Raw genomic sequence first — 15,719 nt, 5'->3', positions numbered from 1 at the left:
CATGCCTTTTGTCGATTCGCACTGCCATCTCAATTTTCCGGAACTTGCTGACGATCTGGACAATATCCTTGCGCATATGCGCCAGAACGATGTGATCAACGCGCTATGCGTTTCGGTCAACCTGAAGGATTTTACGCAGGTGCTGGCGCTTGCCGAACGACATGGGCATCTCTATGCCTCGGTCGGCGTACATCCCGACTACGAGGATGTTGAGGAACCCAGCGTTGCCGGCCTGGTCGAGCTGGCCCGCCATCCAGAAGTCATCGCCATCGGTGAGACCGGTCTGGATTATTTCCGACTGAAGGGCGACCTGGAATGGCAGCGCGAGCGCTTTCGCACCCACATACGCGCGGCACGGGAGACCGGCAAGCCGCTGATCGTCCATACTCGCGAGGCTGCTGCCGATACATTGCGCCTGATGGCCGAGGAGAAGGCGGGGGAAGCTGGCGGCGTGATGCACTGCTTCACCGAAACATGGGAGGTGGCGGAGGCCGCGCTCGCGATGGGCTTCTACATCTCCTTTTCCGGCATCGTCACGTTTAAAAATGCGAAACAACTCAAGGAGGTAGCCAGGCGCGTGCCTTTGGAACGCATCCTGATCGAGACCGATGCGCCTTATCTGGCACCCGTGCCGCATCGCGGCAAGCTCAATCAACCTGCTTATGTGAAACACGTCGCAGAAGAGATTGCCGCGCTGCGCGGCATCAGTCTGGAAGAAACTGGCAGATGTACCACGGAAAATTTCATGCGTTTATTCGGGCTGGAGAATTGAGCAAGGAAGTCTCCCGTAATAATTTTTCAGCAAGATTATTGACAGGGATTTGAATATCCCTATAATGCGCAACTCGTTTCGCGGGAGTAGCTCAGTTGGTAGAGCGATACCTTGCCAAGGTATAGGTCGAGAGTTCGAGACTCTTCTCCCGCTCCAAATCCGAGGGAAAGCATTCTGGCTTTCCCTCACTCATTTCAAGCCGTTGAATTGCAACAGGGCGAGATAGCAAAATGGTTATGCAGCGGATTGCAAATCCGCCTATCCCGGTTCGATTCCGGGTCTCGCCTCCAAAGAACCCGCCCGGGTGGTGAAATTGGTAGACACAACGGACTTAAAATCCGTCGATCCGAAAGGATTGTACCGGTTCGATTCCGGTTCCGGGCACCATAGAATCAAGGACTTACGATTTCGTAGGTCCTTTTTTTATTTCCAAAAAATATTTGGTGGGGGTGGTATGGGGGTGGTATGGGGGTGGTATGGGGGGGGTATGGGGGTGGTTTTTAACTAGAAAATTGTTCCCGACAAAGCAATTCTTATCTGAAGAGTTATTCGTTCTCACAATGAATCAATTAGATACTATTGATATGATTCATCGAGTAATGTTTCATAAGGACTCTTGATCCGTTGTGTCTGTATTCACTTTGAGTAATTGGTACGGTATTGTTTGACCTCTTCTCGGCCATAACGCCCGTTTTTGATGTGACGGTAAAATGTCTGCTCTGCGCAGAAAAGCAGGCAGCCCCCTCTAAACAAATGCAGATCAAATACATATGAAAACGCCATATATGCCGCATTTATTTGGTGATGAGGCCACGTCGAAGGTGCAAGCTCGGCAAGGATGGGCGACCGTTGGCGTTATATCATCCATTGCTTGGCCTCAGGATGATGTTTGGCTCCAATACGATGGGCAGGAATACTTTCTGCACGGTGTTAAGCAAAGAGCCGATCACACCACATCGCCTTGCGTAAGCGCACCCTGCGATCGTGAGTATGTTGACGATGCCATTGCGCGGCTTTACCGCTTTGTTTCGGTACTGGGATATTTCAAACGCGGTTATGTCGATATTACTAGTCGAATGTGGGGGACCTTTCCGATTCCGAACGTATCCATCAATGACTCTTTGATGACGATAACACAGGCTGGGAACAAGACCTTCAGTTGCAATCATATGCCAATCATCGAAGATGATCAGGTACGTAAAGCGCTTGCATTTCTTCGGGAAGGTCGCCGTCTGCGCCATTTGCATGAGCCATATTCATTTCTCAGTTTTTTTAAGGTGCTTGAGAGCCAGTTTGAAGCAAAGGATCGAAAATCGTGGTTTGAGAAAAATATGGATCATCTGGGCGGTGATGCGGCGAAACGGGTCGCTGAGCTTAAAGCACAGGGTATTGACGTTAGCGACCACCTTTACGTGTCGGGTCGCTGTGCCGTTGCCCATGCTAGTCTTTCTGGGGAAATCGTCGACCCAGATATTCCCGCAGATCGGAAACGCATTGCCGCAGATTTAGACGTCATGGCGTCTTTAGCGACTCGCTATGTAAAGCTCGATGCTGGCGTGCCTGACGAAATGGACCTTTATGAAAATAGGGACCGCGTAGCACCTTGGCATACCCTTATGACGCCCAAGGCAGTCGAAGTTCTAAAGTCCGGTGGTTGTTTGGATGATGTCGTAGGCTTGGGGCAGCTTGAAGGTACTACCGTGGAAATTAGGCTGTGGCCCGATCCACCGGCCACACAGTTCCAAGCCATGAATCTACTTCCGATTGGAAGCGGAAAAGGTTTTATTAAGCTCATTGCGCTTAACGCTCGCAATACTATTGTCCTGTCATTTGGGATGGATGTTGCGAATGGTCGAATGCACACGTTGCTCAACGAGAGCGGCATTCGGCAAGGCTCCAAAGTTACCGAACAGGATGTGGAAGATTTTACCCGTTACTTTCACAATGTTATTGGTAACCGTATTGTCGAACTGACCATTGAGGGGGCAGAGCCCGTAGACTGTGAAGTAGTTATACCTGTAAATATTATTCCCCAGACGCCTGAAGAGGCCGTAGTTCGTGCATTGGAGAAATTCCGTTGTGCGAAACGTCCAAGCTGTTGAGAATTTACTACTCCAGCGATGGAAACCCCAAGTGCTGGCTGCGCCCGAGGTAATTGATATGCTTACCAAAATTCCGAGGCGGGGCGTGCTTGGCTGACCGTTTGTTCGTAGCGCCCCAGGAGTCCAGATGGAAGACATTGAAATATACGAATTAGGCTGCAATGTGTTGTCCACTCTCAATAGGGAGCTTGGAGAGGGAATTTACGCGGAAGTCAAAGGTGAACTCGCAATTCAGTGGGGTTACGACCCCATATTCGGAGCCTACGCTTCCTCGTGTGGTTCTATCGACCAGCCACCGCAGCATTGCGTCACAATCCGCTTTGAGTTCATCCGCCAAATGTGGCGCGATGCAGAAAATTTTTGCGACTTTCTTAATGCTATTCCAGCTGGATCGGACACAGACAGACTGTACGATTTTTACGGTGATAGTGCGAAACTCCCCTCATGCTTCTCGAAGGAGGAGCAGATAAAGAACTTGTTCATGGCCGCATTGACCTGGGTATATTTCCACGAAATCGGTCATCTGATGCAGGAGCATGGAGTCATACGTGCTAGACATGGGGCAATAGATGATCAGAAGTCAAGCGAAGTTCATGAATTTAACGCATATGGGAACAACGCTCTCACCGGACATGCTGCGGTGGTGTCTCACACAACAGAGTTGGCGGCCGATTTCGAAGCCACCAATTTCTATTTGATGGAGCTGTTCCGCCACATCTCTGATCCAAGATTTGTGCGCCAAGAAAACAGAGCAGAAGTATTTAGCGGACTTCTCTACCTCATGATATGCGGGCTATCCATTGTATTTTACAGATTCAATGGAGCTTTTCCGCTAGCACCGTCAACCTTTCCGGAGGGGTCGCACCCAAGCCCACTTACTCGGTTGGAAATTAACATTCCCCATATTTTTGAGATATTGAGCGCCCCACAAATGGGGGAATTTATGGGCCACAATCTTGACAGAAAACAACTTGTCCAGCTTTCTCAGAAAGCTGCGCTATCGGTTGCTTTATATTGGTCAATGACCAATACAGACGAAAGAAAGTTTGATGATCGTTTCTTGATCAGAGGACTATTGAGCAATTTGGCAGACCTGCAATATCTCACGCATATCGTGAAATGTTGGGATGAGCTTCTCCCTGAGATTTTAGCTATTAGACGATTCGGCAGTACTCTCGGCCTGCTAACCTTTACTGACGAATTCAGAGAACGGATAACAAAGAATGTTATCTGGGGCGAAGGCGCTGAACGCCATCTATCATAGCTCCTTATAGAAACGTTGCAGTATCATACCCTCGACAACCTCACAATCTTTGAAAGATCGCAATGGTAGATTTCAAGAAACGCTTATCTGGAAATAAGGTAATTGCGCCGACCGATCCGGTTGTCTTGTACGACACATTGGATCGTACTCATGACAAGGGACCTTTACGCCCCGCGCAGCAAGCGGTTCTTTCAGAGTGGTTCACATCACGTCGTGAACAGCGCGATGTGATCGTTAAGTTGCACACAGGTCAGGGCAAAACGCTAATTGGTCTGTTGATGCTCCAATCTCGCCTCAACGACGGCAAAGGACCAGCGGTTTACCTTTGCCCAAATAACTTCTTAATTGCGCAAACTTGCGAGCAAGCTAGGCAATTTGGTATCAAAACTTGCATCGCCGAACCAGACTTGCCAGAAGATTTTCACAACGGGAAGGCTATTCTCGTCACATCAGTTCAAAAGTTGTTCAACGGCCAGACGAAATTTGGCATCAACCGTAATTCGATTGATGTGGGGACATTGCTGATGGATGATGCCCATGCTTGTTCAGACTCAATTCGGGAGCAATGTCGCATTCGAATCCCCAAAGAGGATGCGGCTTACCAAACAATTCTCACTCTCTTTGGGACAGATCTGGAACATCAAGGTGTTGGTACGTTTGCTGACATTCAAAATGACAAGCGTGACGCAATATTGCCAGTGCCGTATTGGGCATGGATGGATCGTGAATCTGAAATAGCACGGATACTGTCGGCGGCGGCTGACAGAAAGCCAGTGAAATTTGCATGGCCAGTTTTGAAAGACAATCTGGCAAACTGTCAATGCGTGGTTTCAGGGGTGGCTCTGGAAATCGAGCCATACATCCCACCTTTATCAGTATATGGCTCATATTGGAAAGCGGCACACCGCATTTTCATGTCTGCCACTGTGACGGACGATGCATTCCTGATCAAAGGATTGCAGCTGTCGCCGGACACCATTACTAAGCCTTTGACGTATAGCAAAGAGAGCTGGTCTGGTGAGAAGATGATCCTGTTGCCCTCACTGATCGCTTCCGAACTTGATCAGAATGCCATTGTTAAATGGTTAGGTGTATCCACACCTAGCAGAAACTCCGGAGTAGTTGCTCTTGTGTCCAGTTTTCCCAACGCGCGTATTTGGGAAGCGAATGGGGCAATCGTCGCAAAAACAGAGACCGTAGAAGGCATCATTGATAGGTTGCGACGGCGTGAGTTTGAAAAGGCTGTTGTTTTGGCCAATCGCTACGATGGCATTGATCTGCCAGATGATGCTTGTCGTATTCTGGTTTTCGATGGCAAGCCCTACTCAGAAAGCTTGATAGATTTATACCAAGAAGATTGTCGCCCCGATAGCGAAGTAACTTTGATGCGAACAGTTCGCACTATTGAGCAAGGAATGGGGCGAAGTGTTCGTGGCGAAAAAGACTACTCTGCAATAATCATTATTGGCGGAGACATTACGCGTTTACTTCGGGAAAATCGCTCACGAAAGCACCTGTCGTCTCAATTGGCAAAACAAATTGAAATTGGCTTACAGTTAGCGGAAATGGCCGATGAAGAAATTAAGGAAGGCAAGGAACCGATACTTGCGTTACAAGGCTTGGTCAACCAATGCCTTGGTCGAGACGCCGGCTGGAAGGCTTTTTATTCTGAGCAAATGGCTGAGGTGAAACCTTCATTGCCAAATGATCGAATCCTTAAGTCTTATGTGGCAGAACTTAATGCAGAAATCACCTATGCCAAAGGTGACTATCAGGGGGCAGTGACTCAACTGCAAGGTTCGCTAGATAATGGGCTGATAGACAAAGGAGATGTCGGCTGGTATTTGCAAGTCATGGCTCGTTACCAGTATCGTGCAAACAGAAATGAATCAGTGCGTCTGCAACTTGCCGCGCATACTTCCAACCATCTTTTGTTGTTGCCCTCTGAGGGGGTGACCATCGCTAAGCTTACTCAAGTATGTCAAGGGCGAATGGAGCGCATTATTGCGTGGATAACAAAATTTGAGAATTACCAACAGCTTGACGCTACGTTATCGGACATTCTTGGGCGGCTTAATTTTGGTGTAAAAGCAGACCGGTTTGAAGAGGCACTCCATGAACTCAGTGAAGCATTAGGATTTTCCAGCGAGAGACCAGATAAGGTATGGAAAGAGGGGCCAGACAATCTTTGGGCGCTTGATGCTACCCATTACTTACTTTGGGAGTGCAAGAACGAAGTTGAGCTTACAAGAGCAGAAATAAACAAAAGAGAAGCAGAGCAAATGAATCGATCATACGCATGGTTCCTTAAGCACTACCTAGGAGCTGAAGTAACAAACATCTGGATTCATCCAACGAATGATTTGCAGAGTGCGGCCGGATTATTGCAGCAGGCAGTGGTTATGAGAGAAGCTGAATTACGTCAATTCGTTAAGCGAGTTCGCCTATTTTTCAAATCGCTGGAATCGCAGGATTTTAATAGCTTGTCTGCGGCACATTTACAGGGCTTGGCGGATCGACACATATTAAGCACAGCAACCATCCTCAAGGATGTCACTAAGCCAGTGCGCAACTTAAAATGACAGGCGTGTCAAACCAAAGAATACCAAACTGAAGGGGGCAGCTTAGCAATACTATTCAGCAACGACCGTTACGCAATCAGTAGCAGCCGTTATTTCCAACCATAACTAATGACGGCAAAGCCCACATGGCGGAAGTTCTTAATCGCAACCTTGAGTGGCTGCTTTGAGCTTGGCCAATTACTCGCAAGCCAAACTTAATGCAGTAGCGAGGAAATTGAATGAGCGTCCAAGAAAGACACTAAGCCCAAGTCGATTCATTGATGCGATAACCGTCCTAGTTGTCACATGGCTGGCAACAGTAAATATGTACGATATTCTTCGACTTGCGAAATTTCATCAACGCGAGGATAGAAGAAATGAGAAGCGTATCTCCAATACCGAATGATGTGCTCTTGGAAAAATTTGACAGCCTTTCTGGAGAAATTCGAATTACGCCAGAACAGTTGTCCCTGATATTGGGTATCAGTGTTTATTCTTTGCAGGAAAAGAGGCGTCACGGAAACCTATTGCCTCACGTCAGGGAGGGGGCGAAAGTGTTGTACCGAATAAAGGATGTCAGAAAGTACCTAAAGGAACAGCCTTTGTACGAAAATTATCTCGCATACTATCAGGCGAGAAAAGATGCGATCTGGGATGTCCCGCAAAAGTCAGATAGTGATCGCTGAAGCGGATATCTGGCTGAACTATCCCCAATACTTTCTAGTGGTTTTTTTCTTCATTTTGCTTACCGCCACTTAAAAAAATGGTTGGAACTGTTGTGAAAAGTTGGGGGTGGTATGGAGGTGGGATTTAAAGAAGTTTTCCCCCCTATAACGACCTTTCGAAGATTTGACTCGCTTACGGAAAAAAATTAAAACCACAACAAAACAATGCGTTACAAAATAATTGGCGGATAATATAATGGGACTTAAAATCCGTCGAGGCTTAACCCCTCGTACCGGTTCGATTCCGGTCCCGGGCACCATTTCTCCAACGCATCTCGCATGCCCCCCCCAAGCCAGGCAAATCCCCTCCAACTCTCTTTTCAGAGCCAGTATTCCGTCCTTCAGGTAGAATCACGCTCGGACCATAACATTTTCCGAGCAACAACGTGTTCAGGGCCGACATCCCATGAGTACCTTTAAAACACCATGTTTCAGGTTGTTCGTTCTCTCCCCTTCAAATAGCTGCTGACCAACCTCGATCTATCCCATCATCATGTACCGGATTCTTGCAGGCGACATAGGAGGAACCAAGACACGCATCGCGATCATCGATGTCGCGGAAGCGCAAACGCATATCCGGCGCGAAACCAGCTACCCCAGCCGCAATTATGTCCAGTTCGACGAATTGCTGGACGATTTTCTTGGCGGAGAGCAAGTTCCTGAATATGCAGCCTTTGGCATTGCCGGGCCGGTGCAGGGCAGGGTGGTGAGAACCACCAATTTGCCATGGCGTATCGATGCGGATGCGTTGCAGCAACGTTTCGGGTTCAAGCACTGCACTTTACTCAACGATCTGGAAGCGACCGCCTACGGCTTGCGCGCATTGAACACGGCTGATCTGTTGACTTTGCAAGCCGGGATGCCGAAGGAAGGGGGCAATGCCGCAGTCATTGCCGCAGGTACGGGATTGGGCGAGGCAGGCCTGTATTGGGACGGACAACTGCAACGACCGTTTGCCACCGAAGGCGGGCATGCCAGTTTCAGTCCTGGCAACGAACTGGAGATGGAACTGCTGCGTTATCTCTGGAAGGATCATCGGCATGTCAGTTGGGAACGTGTCGTTTCCGGCATGGGATTGGTCAGCATGCATGAATTCCTGCGCGCATACCGACACGCTGCCGCCCCCCAGTGGCTTGTCGAGGAAATGAACCATGGCGATGCGGCGGCGGCCATTGCCAATGCCGCGCTATCCGGCCGTGACGAAATCTGCGCCGAGACCTTGAACTGGTTCGTAAGTCTGTATGGAGCAGAGTCCGGTAATCTCGCTCTCAAGACGATGAGTACCGGAGGGCTGTATCTGGGTGGCGGGATCGCGCCGAAGATTCTGCCGTTATTACGGGAAGGGGTATTCATGAACGCTTTCCTCGATAAGGGGCGGATGCGTCCTTTGCTGGAAGCCATGCCTGTACGGGTGATTCTGAATGACCGTGCCGCTCTGTTCGGCCCGGCTTTATGCGCCGCACAACTCGTCGATATTGCGCCATGTGATGCCGAATGACGGGGCAATTGCGCTATAATCCGCCGCTTGTGTGCAGCCCCAGGATATTGTTCTTGAGCGAGTAGCGTAAATGGAAAAAAACACCACGTACATTCTTCAGGTTCGACCGAAGATTCCGAAGCGTCTGGCCCGCTTGGAGGAATTGGCGAACAATCTCTGGTACAGCTGGGATCGCCCCACACGCGCCCTGTTCGCGCGCTTGCATCCTGGCTTGTGGAAGGCGACCGGGCAAAGTCCCAAGGCATTCCTGAAGCGCGTCGCGGAACAACGCTTGCTTGAAGCGGCCGAAGATCCGGTATTCATTGGCAACCTCAACCGCGTCATGGCCGCCTATGACACCTATCACGACAATCGCTTCCCTGGAAGCAGCATGGATTGGCTGCGCAAGGACGATCTGATTGCCTATTTCTGCGCCGAATTCGGTTTTCACGAGAGCTTTCCGATTTACTCGGGAGGCTTGGGCATTCTGGCCGGAGACCACTGCAAGGCGGCAAGCGATTTGCGCCTGCCGTTTATCGGCGTTGGACTGCTGTATCGCCAGGGCTATTTCCACCAGACCATCGATAGCGATGGCAACCAGATCGCCACCAATACCGATTCCAGTTTCGATGATTTGCCCATTACTCCGGCCAAACGGGCCGACGGTACCGATGCCTATACTTCGGTAGAACTGCCGGATCGCACACTCAATCTCAAGATATGGCAGGCGAAGATCGGCCATATCACACTGTATTTGCTGGATACCGATCTGGAAAGCAACAATGCCCATGATCGCGACATTACCCATCGCCTGTATGGCGGGGACAAGGTGATGCGCATGGAACAGGAGATTGTGCTGGGTATCGGAGGGGTGCGCGCGTTGCACGAACTGGGATTAAGGCCGACCGTCTGGCATATCAACGAAGGTCATGCGGCCTTCCTGGTGCTGGAACGCATCCGCCATAAAATCAGCAATGACGGCCTGGATTTTGCCACCGCACTGGAATGCGTCGCAGCCAATACGGTTTTCACCACGCACACGCCCGTCCCGGCAGGCCACGATCACTTCAGCGAAGGCATGGTGAAATCCTACTTCGAGAAATATTACCCGGCACTCAAATTGAACCATGATGAATTCATGGCGCTGGGGCGCACCAAGGACAGTCCGGAATTCAATATGACAACCTTGGCGATTCGCGGCACGCGTTTCCACAATGGTGTGTCGCGCATCCACGGAGATGTATCTGCCCAGATATGCAGCGACATGTGGCCGGAAATCGAACACCGCGAGAACCCGATAACCTATGTCACCAATGGTGTGCATGCTCCCACTTTCCTGGCAACGGAATGGATCGAGGTGCTGGAACGACATCTGGGGTCGGAATGGAATATGCGCATGAATGACGTGGAATTCTGGGAGGATGTCGATAACATCCCGGACCATGCGTTCTGGAGCGTCCACCAGTCGCTGAAAGCCAAAATGCTGAATATGGTGCGCGAACGTATCAGCGCACAGCATTTCCGCAATCATGGTTCAGAGGCGCATCTGGACCGTTTGCTCAAATATGTCAATCCGGAGAACCCGAACATCCTGACGATCGGTTTTGCGCGCCGCTTTGCAACTTACAAGCGCGCAACCATGCTGTTTGGCGATCTTAATTGGCTGCGCGAGATCCTGCACAACCCGGAGCGCCCGGCAGTCTTCATTTTTGCCGGCAAGGCACATCCGGCGGACGTGCCTGGACAGGACCTGATTCGCCGCATCACGCAGATTTCCAAGATGCCAGATTTCATCGGCAAGGTGCTGATCGTGGAGAATTACGATCTGGCACTGTCTCGCAAGCTGGTGTCCGGCGTCGACGTATGGCTGAACAATCCGCTTTATCCGCTGGAAGCGAGCGGTACTTCCGGGATGAAAGCGGGACTGAATGGCGTGATCAATCTGTCGGTGCTGGATGGCTGGTGGGGAGAAAGCTACGATGGCAAGAACGGTTGGGCAATCAAGCCGGTATCTGAATTCCTGAACGAGGATATCCGCACACGCGAAGAAATGCGCACGCTTTATGAATTGCTGCAGGATCAGGTCTTACCGTTGTACTACGAACACGGCAAGATGGGGTTTTCGCAAAACTGGGTGAAGATGGCCAAGCGCTCGATGGCAACCATCATGCCGCGCTTCAATTCCAAACGCATGGTGGGCGAGTACCTTGCCAAGTGCTATTTGCCGGCCAGCCAGCAACATCGCCTGTACAAGCAGGGCCAGTACGAGAACTCACGTGCCATTTCCGAATGGAAGAGGCGTATCCGCCAGGCATGGCCTGTCATCAAATTGCGGCGCCTGGATGCCGGCCAAACCGCGATCAACTATGGAGATACGCTACGCTTTGAAGTGGCGGTCGCATTGGACGGTCTCAACCCGAGCGATGTCCTGGTGGAAATGCTGATGGGTTTCCATACGCGCAGGGAATTGCTGCAATCCGCGCGGCGCTATCGCTTCGAGGCGACCGGCACAATGACAGATGCGGGCGAAACCATATTCGCCGCCGAAGTGCAGCCCGAGCTGTGCGGCAAGCTGGTATATCACATTCGCGCCTACCCCTATCACGAGATGCTGACCCATCCGTTCGAGATGGGCATGATGCGTTGGCTCTAGACATAGAGAACGTTGTTAACGAACGGAGAGTAATGGCATGGCCGAATTGAAAATCCTGTTTGCGACTTCTGAAGTCGCTCCGCTGATCAAGACCGGAGGCTTGGCCGACGTCAGTGGCGCCTTGCCAGCCGCGTTGCGCTCCATTGGTGTTGACGTTCGCATACTGGTGCCCGGCTATCCGAAAGTCATGTCGCAGCTCGGCCCGAACGAGGTGGTGGCACATTTTGCGCACTTGCCGGGTTTTCCGCCTTCCCGCCTGATCTTCAGCATCATGGGCAATGGAGTGCCGTTGCTGGTATTGGACTGCCCGGATCTGTACCAGCGCGACGGCGGACCATATCAGGATTCCCACGGCCAGGACTGGATGGATAATCCGCAACGTTTCGGATTGCTGTCCCAGGTTGCGGCGATATTGAGTTGCGCGAAGTCACCATTGAGTTGGCATCCTGACCTGTTGCATTGCAACGACTGGCAAACAGGCCTGGCTGGCGCCTACCTGAGTGTCGCGCCGGGCGCCAAACCGAATGTCATCACCATCCACAATCTCGCCTTCCAGGGTAATTTCTCGGCCGATACCGCCAGACACCTGCATTTGCCACCTTCCAGTTTCGGCATCCACGGGATCGAGCTCTACGGCAACATGTCCTTCCTCAAGGCGGGTCTCTTTTACGCGTACCACATCACAACCGTCAGCCCGACCTACGCCAAGGAGATACAGCATCCCGAACTCGGTTTCGGCTTGCAGGGATTGATTACGGCACGCAACAACGATCTCACCGGCATCCTGAACGGCATCGATACCGACGAGTGGAATCCGGAAACCGATCGGCACCTGCAACATCATTACAGCAGCGCACGAATGATCGGCAAGGCCGCCAACAAAAAAGCATTGCAAACCAAAATGGGGCTGGATGTCGACCCGGATGTGCCGCTGCTGGGCGTGGTCAGTCGTTTCACCTACCAGAAGGGACTGGACCTGTTGCTCGAAATCGCGCCACGCTTGGCCGAATTGCCGGTGCAATTGGCCATGCTCGGTAGCGGGGAGGCGACCATGCAGAAAACGGCAAGCAACTTGTCGCATCGTTATCCCGGAAAGATGGCCGCTTATATCGGCTTCAACGAAGATCTCTCGCACCTGATCGAGGCGGGAGCCGATATGTTCATCATGCCATCGCGCTTCGAGCCATGCGGCCTGAACCAGCTATACAGCCAGCGTTACGGTACTCCGCCTGTCGTCCATGCTACTGGAGGACTGGCCGATTCGGTCATCGACTGCACCGAGGACACGCTCAAGGACGGGACAGCCAGCGGCTTCGTATTCGGTGGCATGACCGCAGAAAACCTGTTCGCCACGGTCAAACGTGCTGTCGACCTCTACCAGGACCAGCGCAAATGGAAAGTGCTGCGCAAGAACTGCATGGCCAAGGATTTCAGTTGGGAAACCAGTGCCAAGGCATATCGCGCGGTATACCTGAAAGTATTGGGGAGGTCGTAGCAGACACATCACCGGCGCGGTTAGTATATATATCGGCCTTATTGTTCGAACAGGCCCTATGCTGCAAACCATATTCCAGATGAACCACTTTAACATTTGATCGAAAAACTCATGGCATCCAAACAAGTAATCAAAAGTAATCCGAAAAATACACTCACTAAATTACCTGCACTCGGAATGGACCATGGCAGTATAGCGACGGATTTCCGGCGTTATTACAGCCATACGCTGGGGCGGGACAAAAATTGCAGATCCCTCCATTACCTGTATACCGCTTTGGCTTACACACAGCGGGATCGTTTGATGGAACGCTGGAAAAATACCAAATACGCCTGCGATGAAAGCGGTTGCAAACGGGCTTATTACCTGTCTCTGGAATTCCTGATGGGAAGGGCTCTTGGCAATGCCATGCTGAACCTGGGAATCCAGGACGAAACGGAACGTGCCATGCTCGACCTCGGCATCGAACTGGAAGAGATCGCCGAACGTGAACATGATGCAGGATTGGGCAACGGTGGCTTGGGACGTTTGGCTGCCTGCTTCCTCGACAGTTGCGCGACCTTGCAGTTGCCCGTGATGGGCTATGGCATCCGTTATGAATACGGGATGTTCCGCCAACGCATCGAAAGTGGATACCAGGTCGAAGAACCGGATCACTGGTTGAGAGACGGAAACCCCTGGGAACTGGAACGCCCCGAATTCACTCAGCGGGTTCGATTCGGCGGGCGCACTGAACGTTTTCACAACCATGCGGGAGAATTGCGCGTGCGCTGGGTAGACGCGCAAGCTGTACTTGCTGTCCCCTATGACGTCCCCATTCCGGGATACCGGAACAGCACGGTAAATACCTTGCGGCTATGGAGTGCGGCCGCTACCGACGAATTCAATCTTGGCGAGTTTAATGCCGGCAGCTACACCGAATCCGTCGCCGCCAAGAACGATGCCGAACATATCACCATGGTGCTCTACCCGAACGATTCCAGCGAAAACGGCAAGGAGTTGCGCCTGCGCCAGCAATATTTTCTGGCTTCAGCGAGTCTGCAGGACATCCTACGCAACTGGGTGAGACGGCATGGCATGAATTTTACGAATTTTGCGGAAAAGAACCACTTTCAGCTCAACGATACCCACCCGACCTGCGTCGTGCCGGAATTGATGCGCCTGTTGATGGATGAGTATGAGCTTGACTGGGATATGGCTTGGGCGATTACCAGCAACACGGTCGCCTACACCAATCACACCTTGCTACCCGAAGCGCTGGAAAAGTGGCCTGTGCGAATGTTCAGTAGCCTGTTGCCGCGCCAGCTAGAAATTATCTATGAGATCAATGCCCGTTACCTGATGCAGGTCTCAAGGCAGTGGCCTGGAGACAATGATCGACTGAGGCGCATGTCGATTATCGAGGAAGGGTCAGAGTCGCAGATCAGAATGGCCTATCTGGCCATCGTGGCCAGTTTTTCGGTAAATGGCGTCGCGGCCTTGCACTCACAGTTACTGGAACAAACCCTGTTCCACGACTTTTACGAACTGTGGCCTCACAAATTCAACAACAAAACCAATGGCGTTACCCAGCGACGCTGGCTCGCTTGGGCAAATCCATCACTTGGGCAATTGATCACCAAGAAAATTGGCGATGGCTGGATAACCGATCTTGCACAGTTGCAACGACTAGCTTCCCATGCTGACAATCAGGCATTCGGGACGCAGTGGCGCAAGGCCAACCAGACAAACAAGGCGCGCCTTGCGCAGTTGGTGAAACAGGATTGCGGCGTTACTTTCAATACCGATGCGTTGTTCGACGTCCAGGTCAAACGTATCCATGAATACAAGCGCCAGCTGTTGAACATCCTGCATGTGATACACCTATATGACCGCATCAAGCGCGGCGATACCGCCAACTGGACACCCCGTTGCGTGCTCATCGGCGGCAAGGCAGCCCCTGGTTATGCGATGGCAAAGAACATCATCAAGCTGATTTGCAATGTTGCCAAGGTTGTCAACGAAGATCCGGAGATCGGCGATCAACTCAAGGTGGCCTTCCTGCCGAATTACCGCGTGACGGCAATGGAGATCATCTGTTCCGGCACTGATCTGTCCGAGCAGATATCCACGGCCGGAAAGGAAGCATCGGGTACCGGAAACATGAAGTTCATGATGAATGGCGCGCTGACTATCGGCACACTGGACGGGGCCAACATCGAGATGCGCGAAGAAGTCGGTGCGGAAAATTTCTTCCTGTTCGGACTAACGGCGGAAGAGGTCGAGAGCAGAAGAGCGAGCCATAATCCATCTGAGATCATCGAAGCTGACGAAGACCTGCGTCGGGTGATGCACCTGTTAAGCTCTGGACATTTCAATCAGTTCGAGCCGTACATCTTCGATCCCATCATCCAGTCCCTGACCGCATACGGCGATTACTGGATGACGATAGCCGACTTCCGCAGTTATGTTGATGCACAGCAGCGAGCCGCCGATTCGTTCCGTGACAAGGAGCGCTGGACGCGAATGAGCATCCTCAATACGGCTGCCAGTGGCAAGTTTTCCAGCGATCGCACCATCCAGGAATACAATGAAGAAATCTGGAAGCTTGAGCAGATCAAGGCGTTTCCGGTAAGCTGAAAACCGTCAGAAAACCGCGTCGGGATGTTGCAATGGAAAGGATACCGGCAG

At 51.5% G+C, this 15,719-nt stretch carries 9 protein-coding genes and 3 tRNA genes; all 12 read left to right on the top strand.

The window, feature by feature from the left end; genetic code table 11:
- Position 1: 1 nt before the first annotated feature.
- The 12 genes from IPM27_01705 to IPM27_01650 all read left to right on the top strand — a co-directional run bounded on the left by IPM27_01705 (position 2) and on the right by IPM27_01650 (position 15,668).
- Positions 2-772, top strand: a complete 771-nt coding sequence (locus tag IPM27_01705; protein MBK9160278.1) for a TatD family hydrolase — start codon at positions 2-4, stop codon at positions 770-772.
- 80 nt (positions 773-852) lie between these two features.
- A tRNA-Gly gene (locus tag IPM27_01700) sits at positions 853-928 on the top strand.
- A gap of 60 nt (positions 929-988) precedes the next feature.
- Positions 989-1,062, top strand: a tRNA-Cys gene (locus IPM27_01695).
- Positions 1,063-1,070: 8 nt separating this feature from the next.
- Positions 1,071-1,159: transfer RNA gene (locus IPM27_01690), tRNA-Leu, on the top strand.
- Between the two features lie 383 nt (positions 1,160-1,542).
- Complete coding sequence (locus IPM27_01685; GenBank protein MBK9160277.1) at positions 1,543-2,874, top strand: hypothetical protein; 1,332 nt, start codon at positions 1,543-1,545, stop codon at positions 2,872-2,874.
- A 127-nt stretch (positions 2,875-3,001) separates the two neighbouring features.
- The gene (locus IPM27_01680) at positions 3,002-4,138 is read left to right on the top strand and encodes a hypothetical protein (GenBank protein ID MBK9160276.1); all 1,137 of its coding nucleotides are present in this window, start codon (positions 3,002-3,004) and stop codon (positions 4,136-4,138) included.
- Positions 4,139-4,200: 62 nt separating this feature from the next.
- Positions 4,201-6,720, top strand: a complete 2,520-nt coding sequence (locus IPM27_01675) for a DEAD/DEAH box helicase family protein (protein MBK9160275.1) — start codon at positions 4,201-4,203, stop codon at positions 6,718-6,720.
- Between the two features lie 356 nt (positions 6,721-7,076).
- Positions 7,077-7,385, top strand: coding sequence for a helix-turn-helix domain-containing protein (locus tag IPM27_01670; GenBank protein MBK9160274.1), 309 nt, complete (start codon positions 7,077-7,079; stop codon positions 7,383-7,385).
- 532 nt (positions 7,386-7,917) lie between these two features.
- Positions 7,918-8,922 carry a glucokinase gene (glk, locus tag IPM27_01665; GenBank protein MBK9160273.1) on the top strand — a complete coding sequence of 335 codons (1,005 nt, stop codon included), beginning with the start codon at positions 7,918-7,920 and terminating at the stop codon, positions 8,920-8,922.
- A gap of 70 nt (positions 8,923-8,992) precedes the next feature.
- Positions 8,993-11,554, top strand: coding sequence for an alpha-glucan family phosphorylase (gene glgP / locus IPM27_01660; protein MBK9160272.1), 2,562 nt, complete (start codon positions 8,993-8,995; stop codon positions 11,552-11,554).
- A gap of 37 nt (positions 11,555-11,591) precedes the next feature.
- Positions 11,592-13,049, top strand: coding sequence for a glycogen synthase GlgA (gene glgA / locus IPM27_01655; GenBank protein ID MBK9160271.1), 1,458 nt, complete (start codon positions 11,592-11,594; stop codon positions 13,047-13,049).
- A gap of 111 nt (positions 13,050-13,160) precedes the next feature.
- Positions 13,161-15,668 (top strand): glycogen/starch/alpha-glucan phosphorylase, encoded by a 2,508-nt coding sequence (locus tag IPM27_01650; protein ID MBK9160270.1) that lies wholly within the window; start codon positions 13,161-13,163, stop codon positions 15,666-15,668.
- Positions 15,669-15,719 lie beyond the last annotated feature (51 nt).

It is taken from the genome of Nitrosomonadales bacterium, assembly GCA_016716325.1.
Lineage (GTDB): Bacteria > Pseudomonadota > Gammaproteobacteria > Burkholderiales > Gallionellaceae > Gallionella.
Note: the sequence above shows the minus strand (reverse complement) of the source record. Positions and strands in the feature narration are given on the sequence as shown.

Coding starts and splice junctions, on each gene's coding strand:
- IPM27_01680 (MBK9160276.1), top strand. CDS start 3,002: ATGGAAGACATTGAAATATACGAATTAGGCTGCAATGTGTTGTCCACT.
- glk (MBK9160273.1), top strand. CDS start 7,918: ATGTACCGGATTCTTGCAGGCGACATAGGAGGAACCAAGACACGCATC.
- IPM27_01650 (MBK9160270.1), top strand. CDS start 13,161: ATGGCATCCAAACAAGTAATCAAAAGTAATCCGAAAAATACACTCACT.
- IPM27_01705 (MBK9160278.1), top strand. CDS start 2: ATGCCTTTTGTCGATTCGCACTGCCATCTCAATTTTCCGGAACTTGCT.
- IPM27_01675 (MBK9160275.1), top strand. CDS start 4,201: ATGGTAGATTTCAAGAAACGCTTATCTGGAAATAAGGTAATTGCGCCG.
- IPM27_01670 (MBK9160274.1), top strand. CDS start 7,077: ATGAGAAGCGTATCTCCAATACCGAATGATGTGCTCTTGGAAAAATTT.
- glgP (MBK9160272.1), top strand. CDS start 8,993: ATGGAAAAAAACACCACGTACATTCTTCAGGTTCGACCGAAGATTCCG.
- IPM27_01685 (MBK9160277.1), top strand. CDS start 1,543: ATGAAAACGCCATATATGCCGCATTTATTTGGTGATGAGGCCACGTCG.
- glgA (MBK9160271.1), top strand. CDS start 11,592: ATGGCCGAATTGAAAATCCTGTTTGCGACTTCTGAAGTCGCTCCGCTG.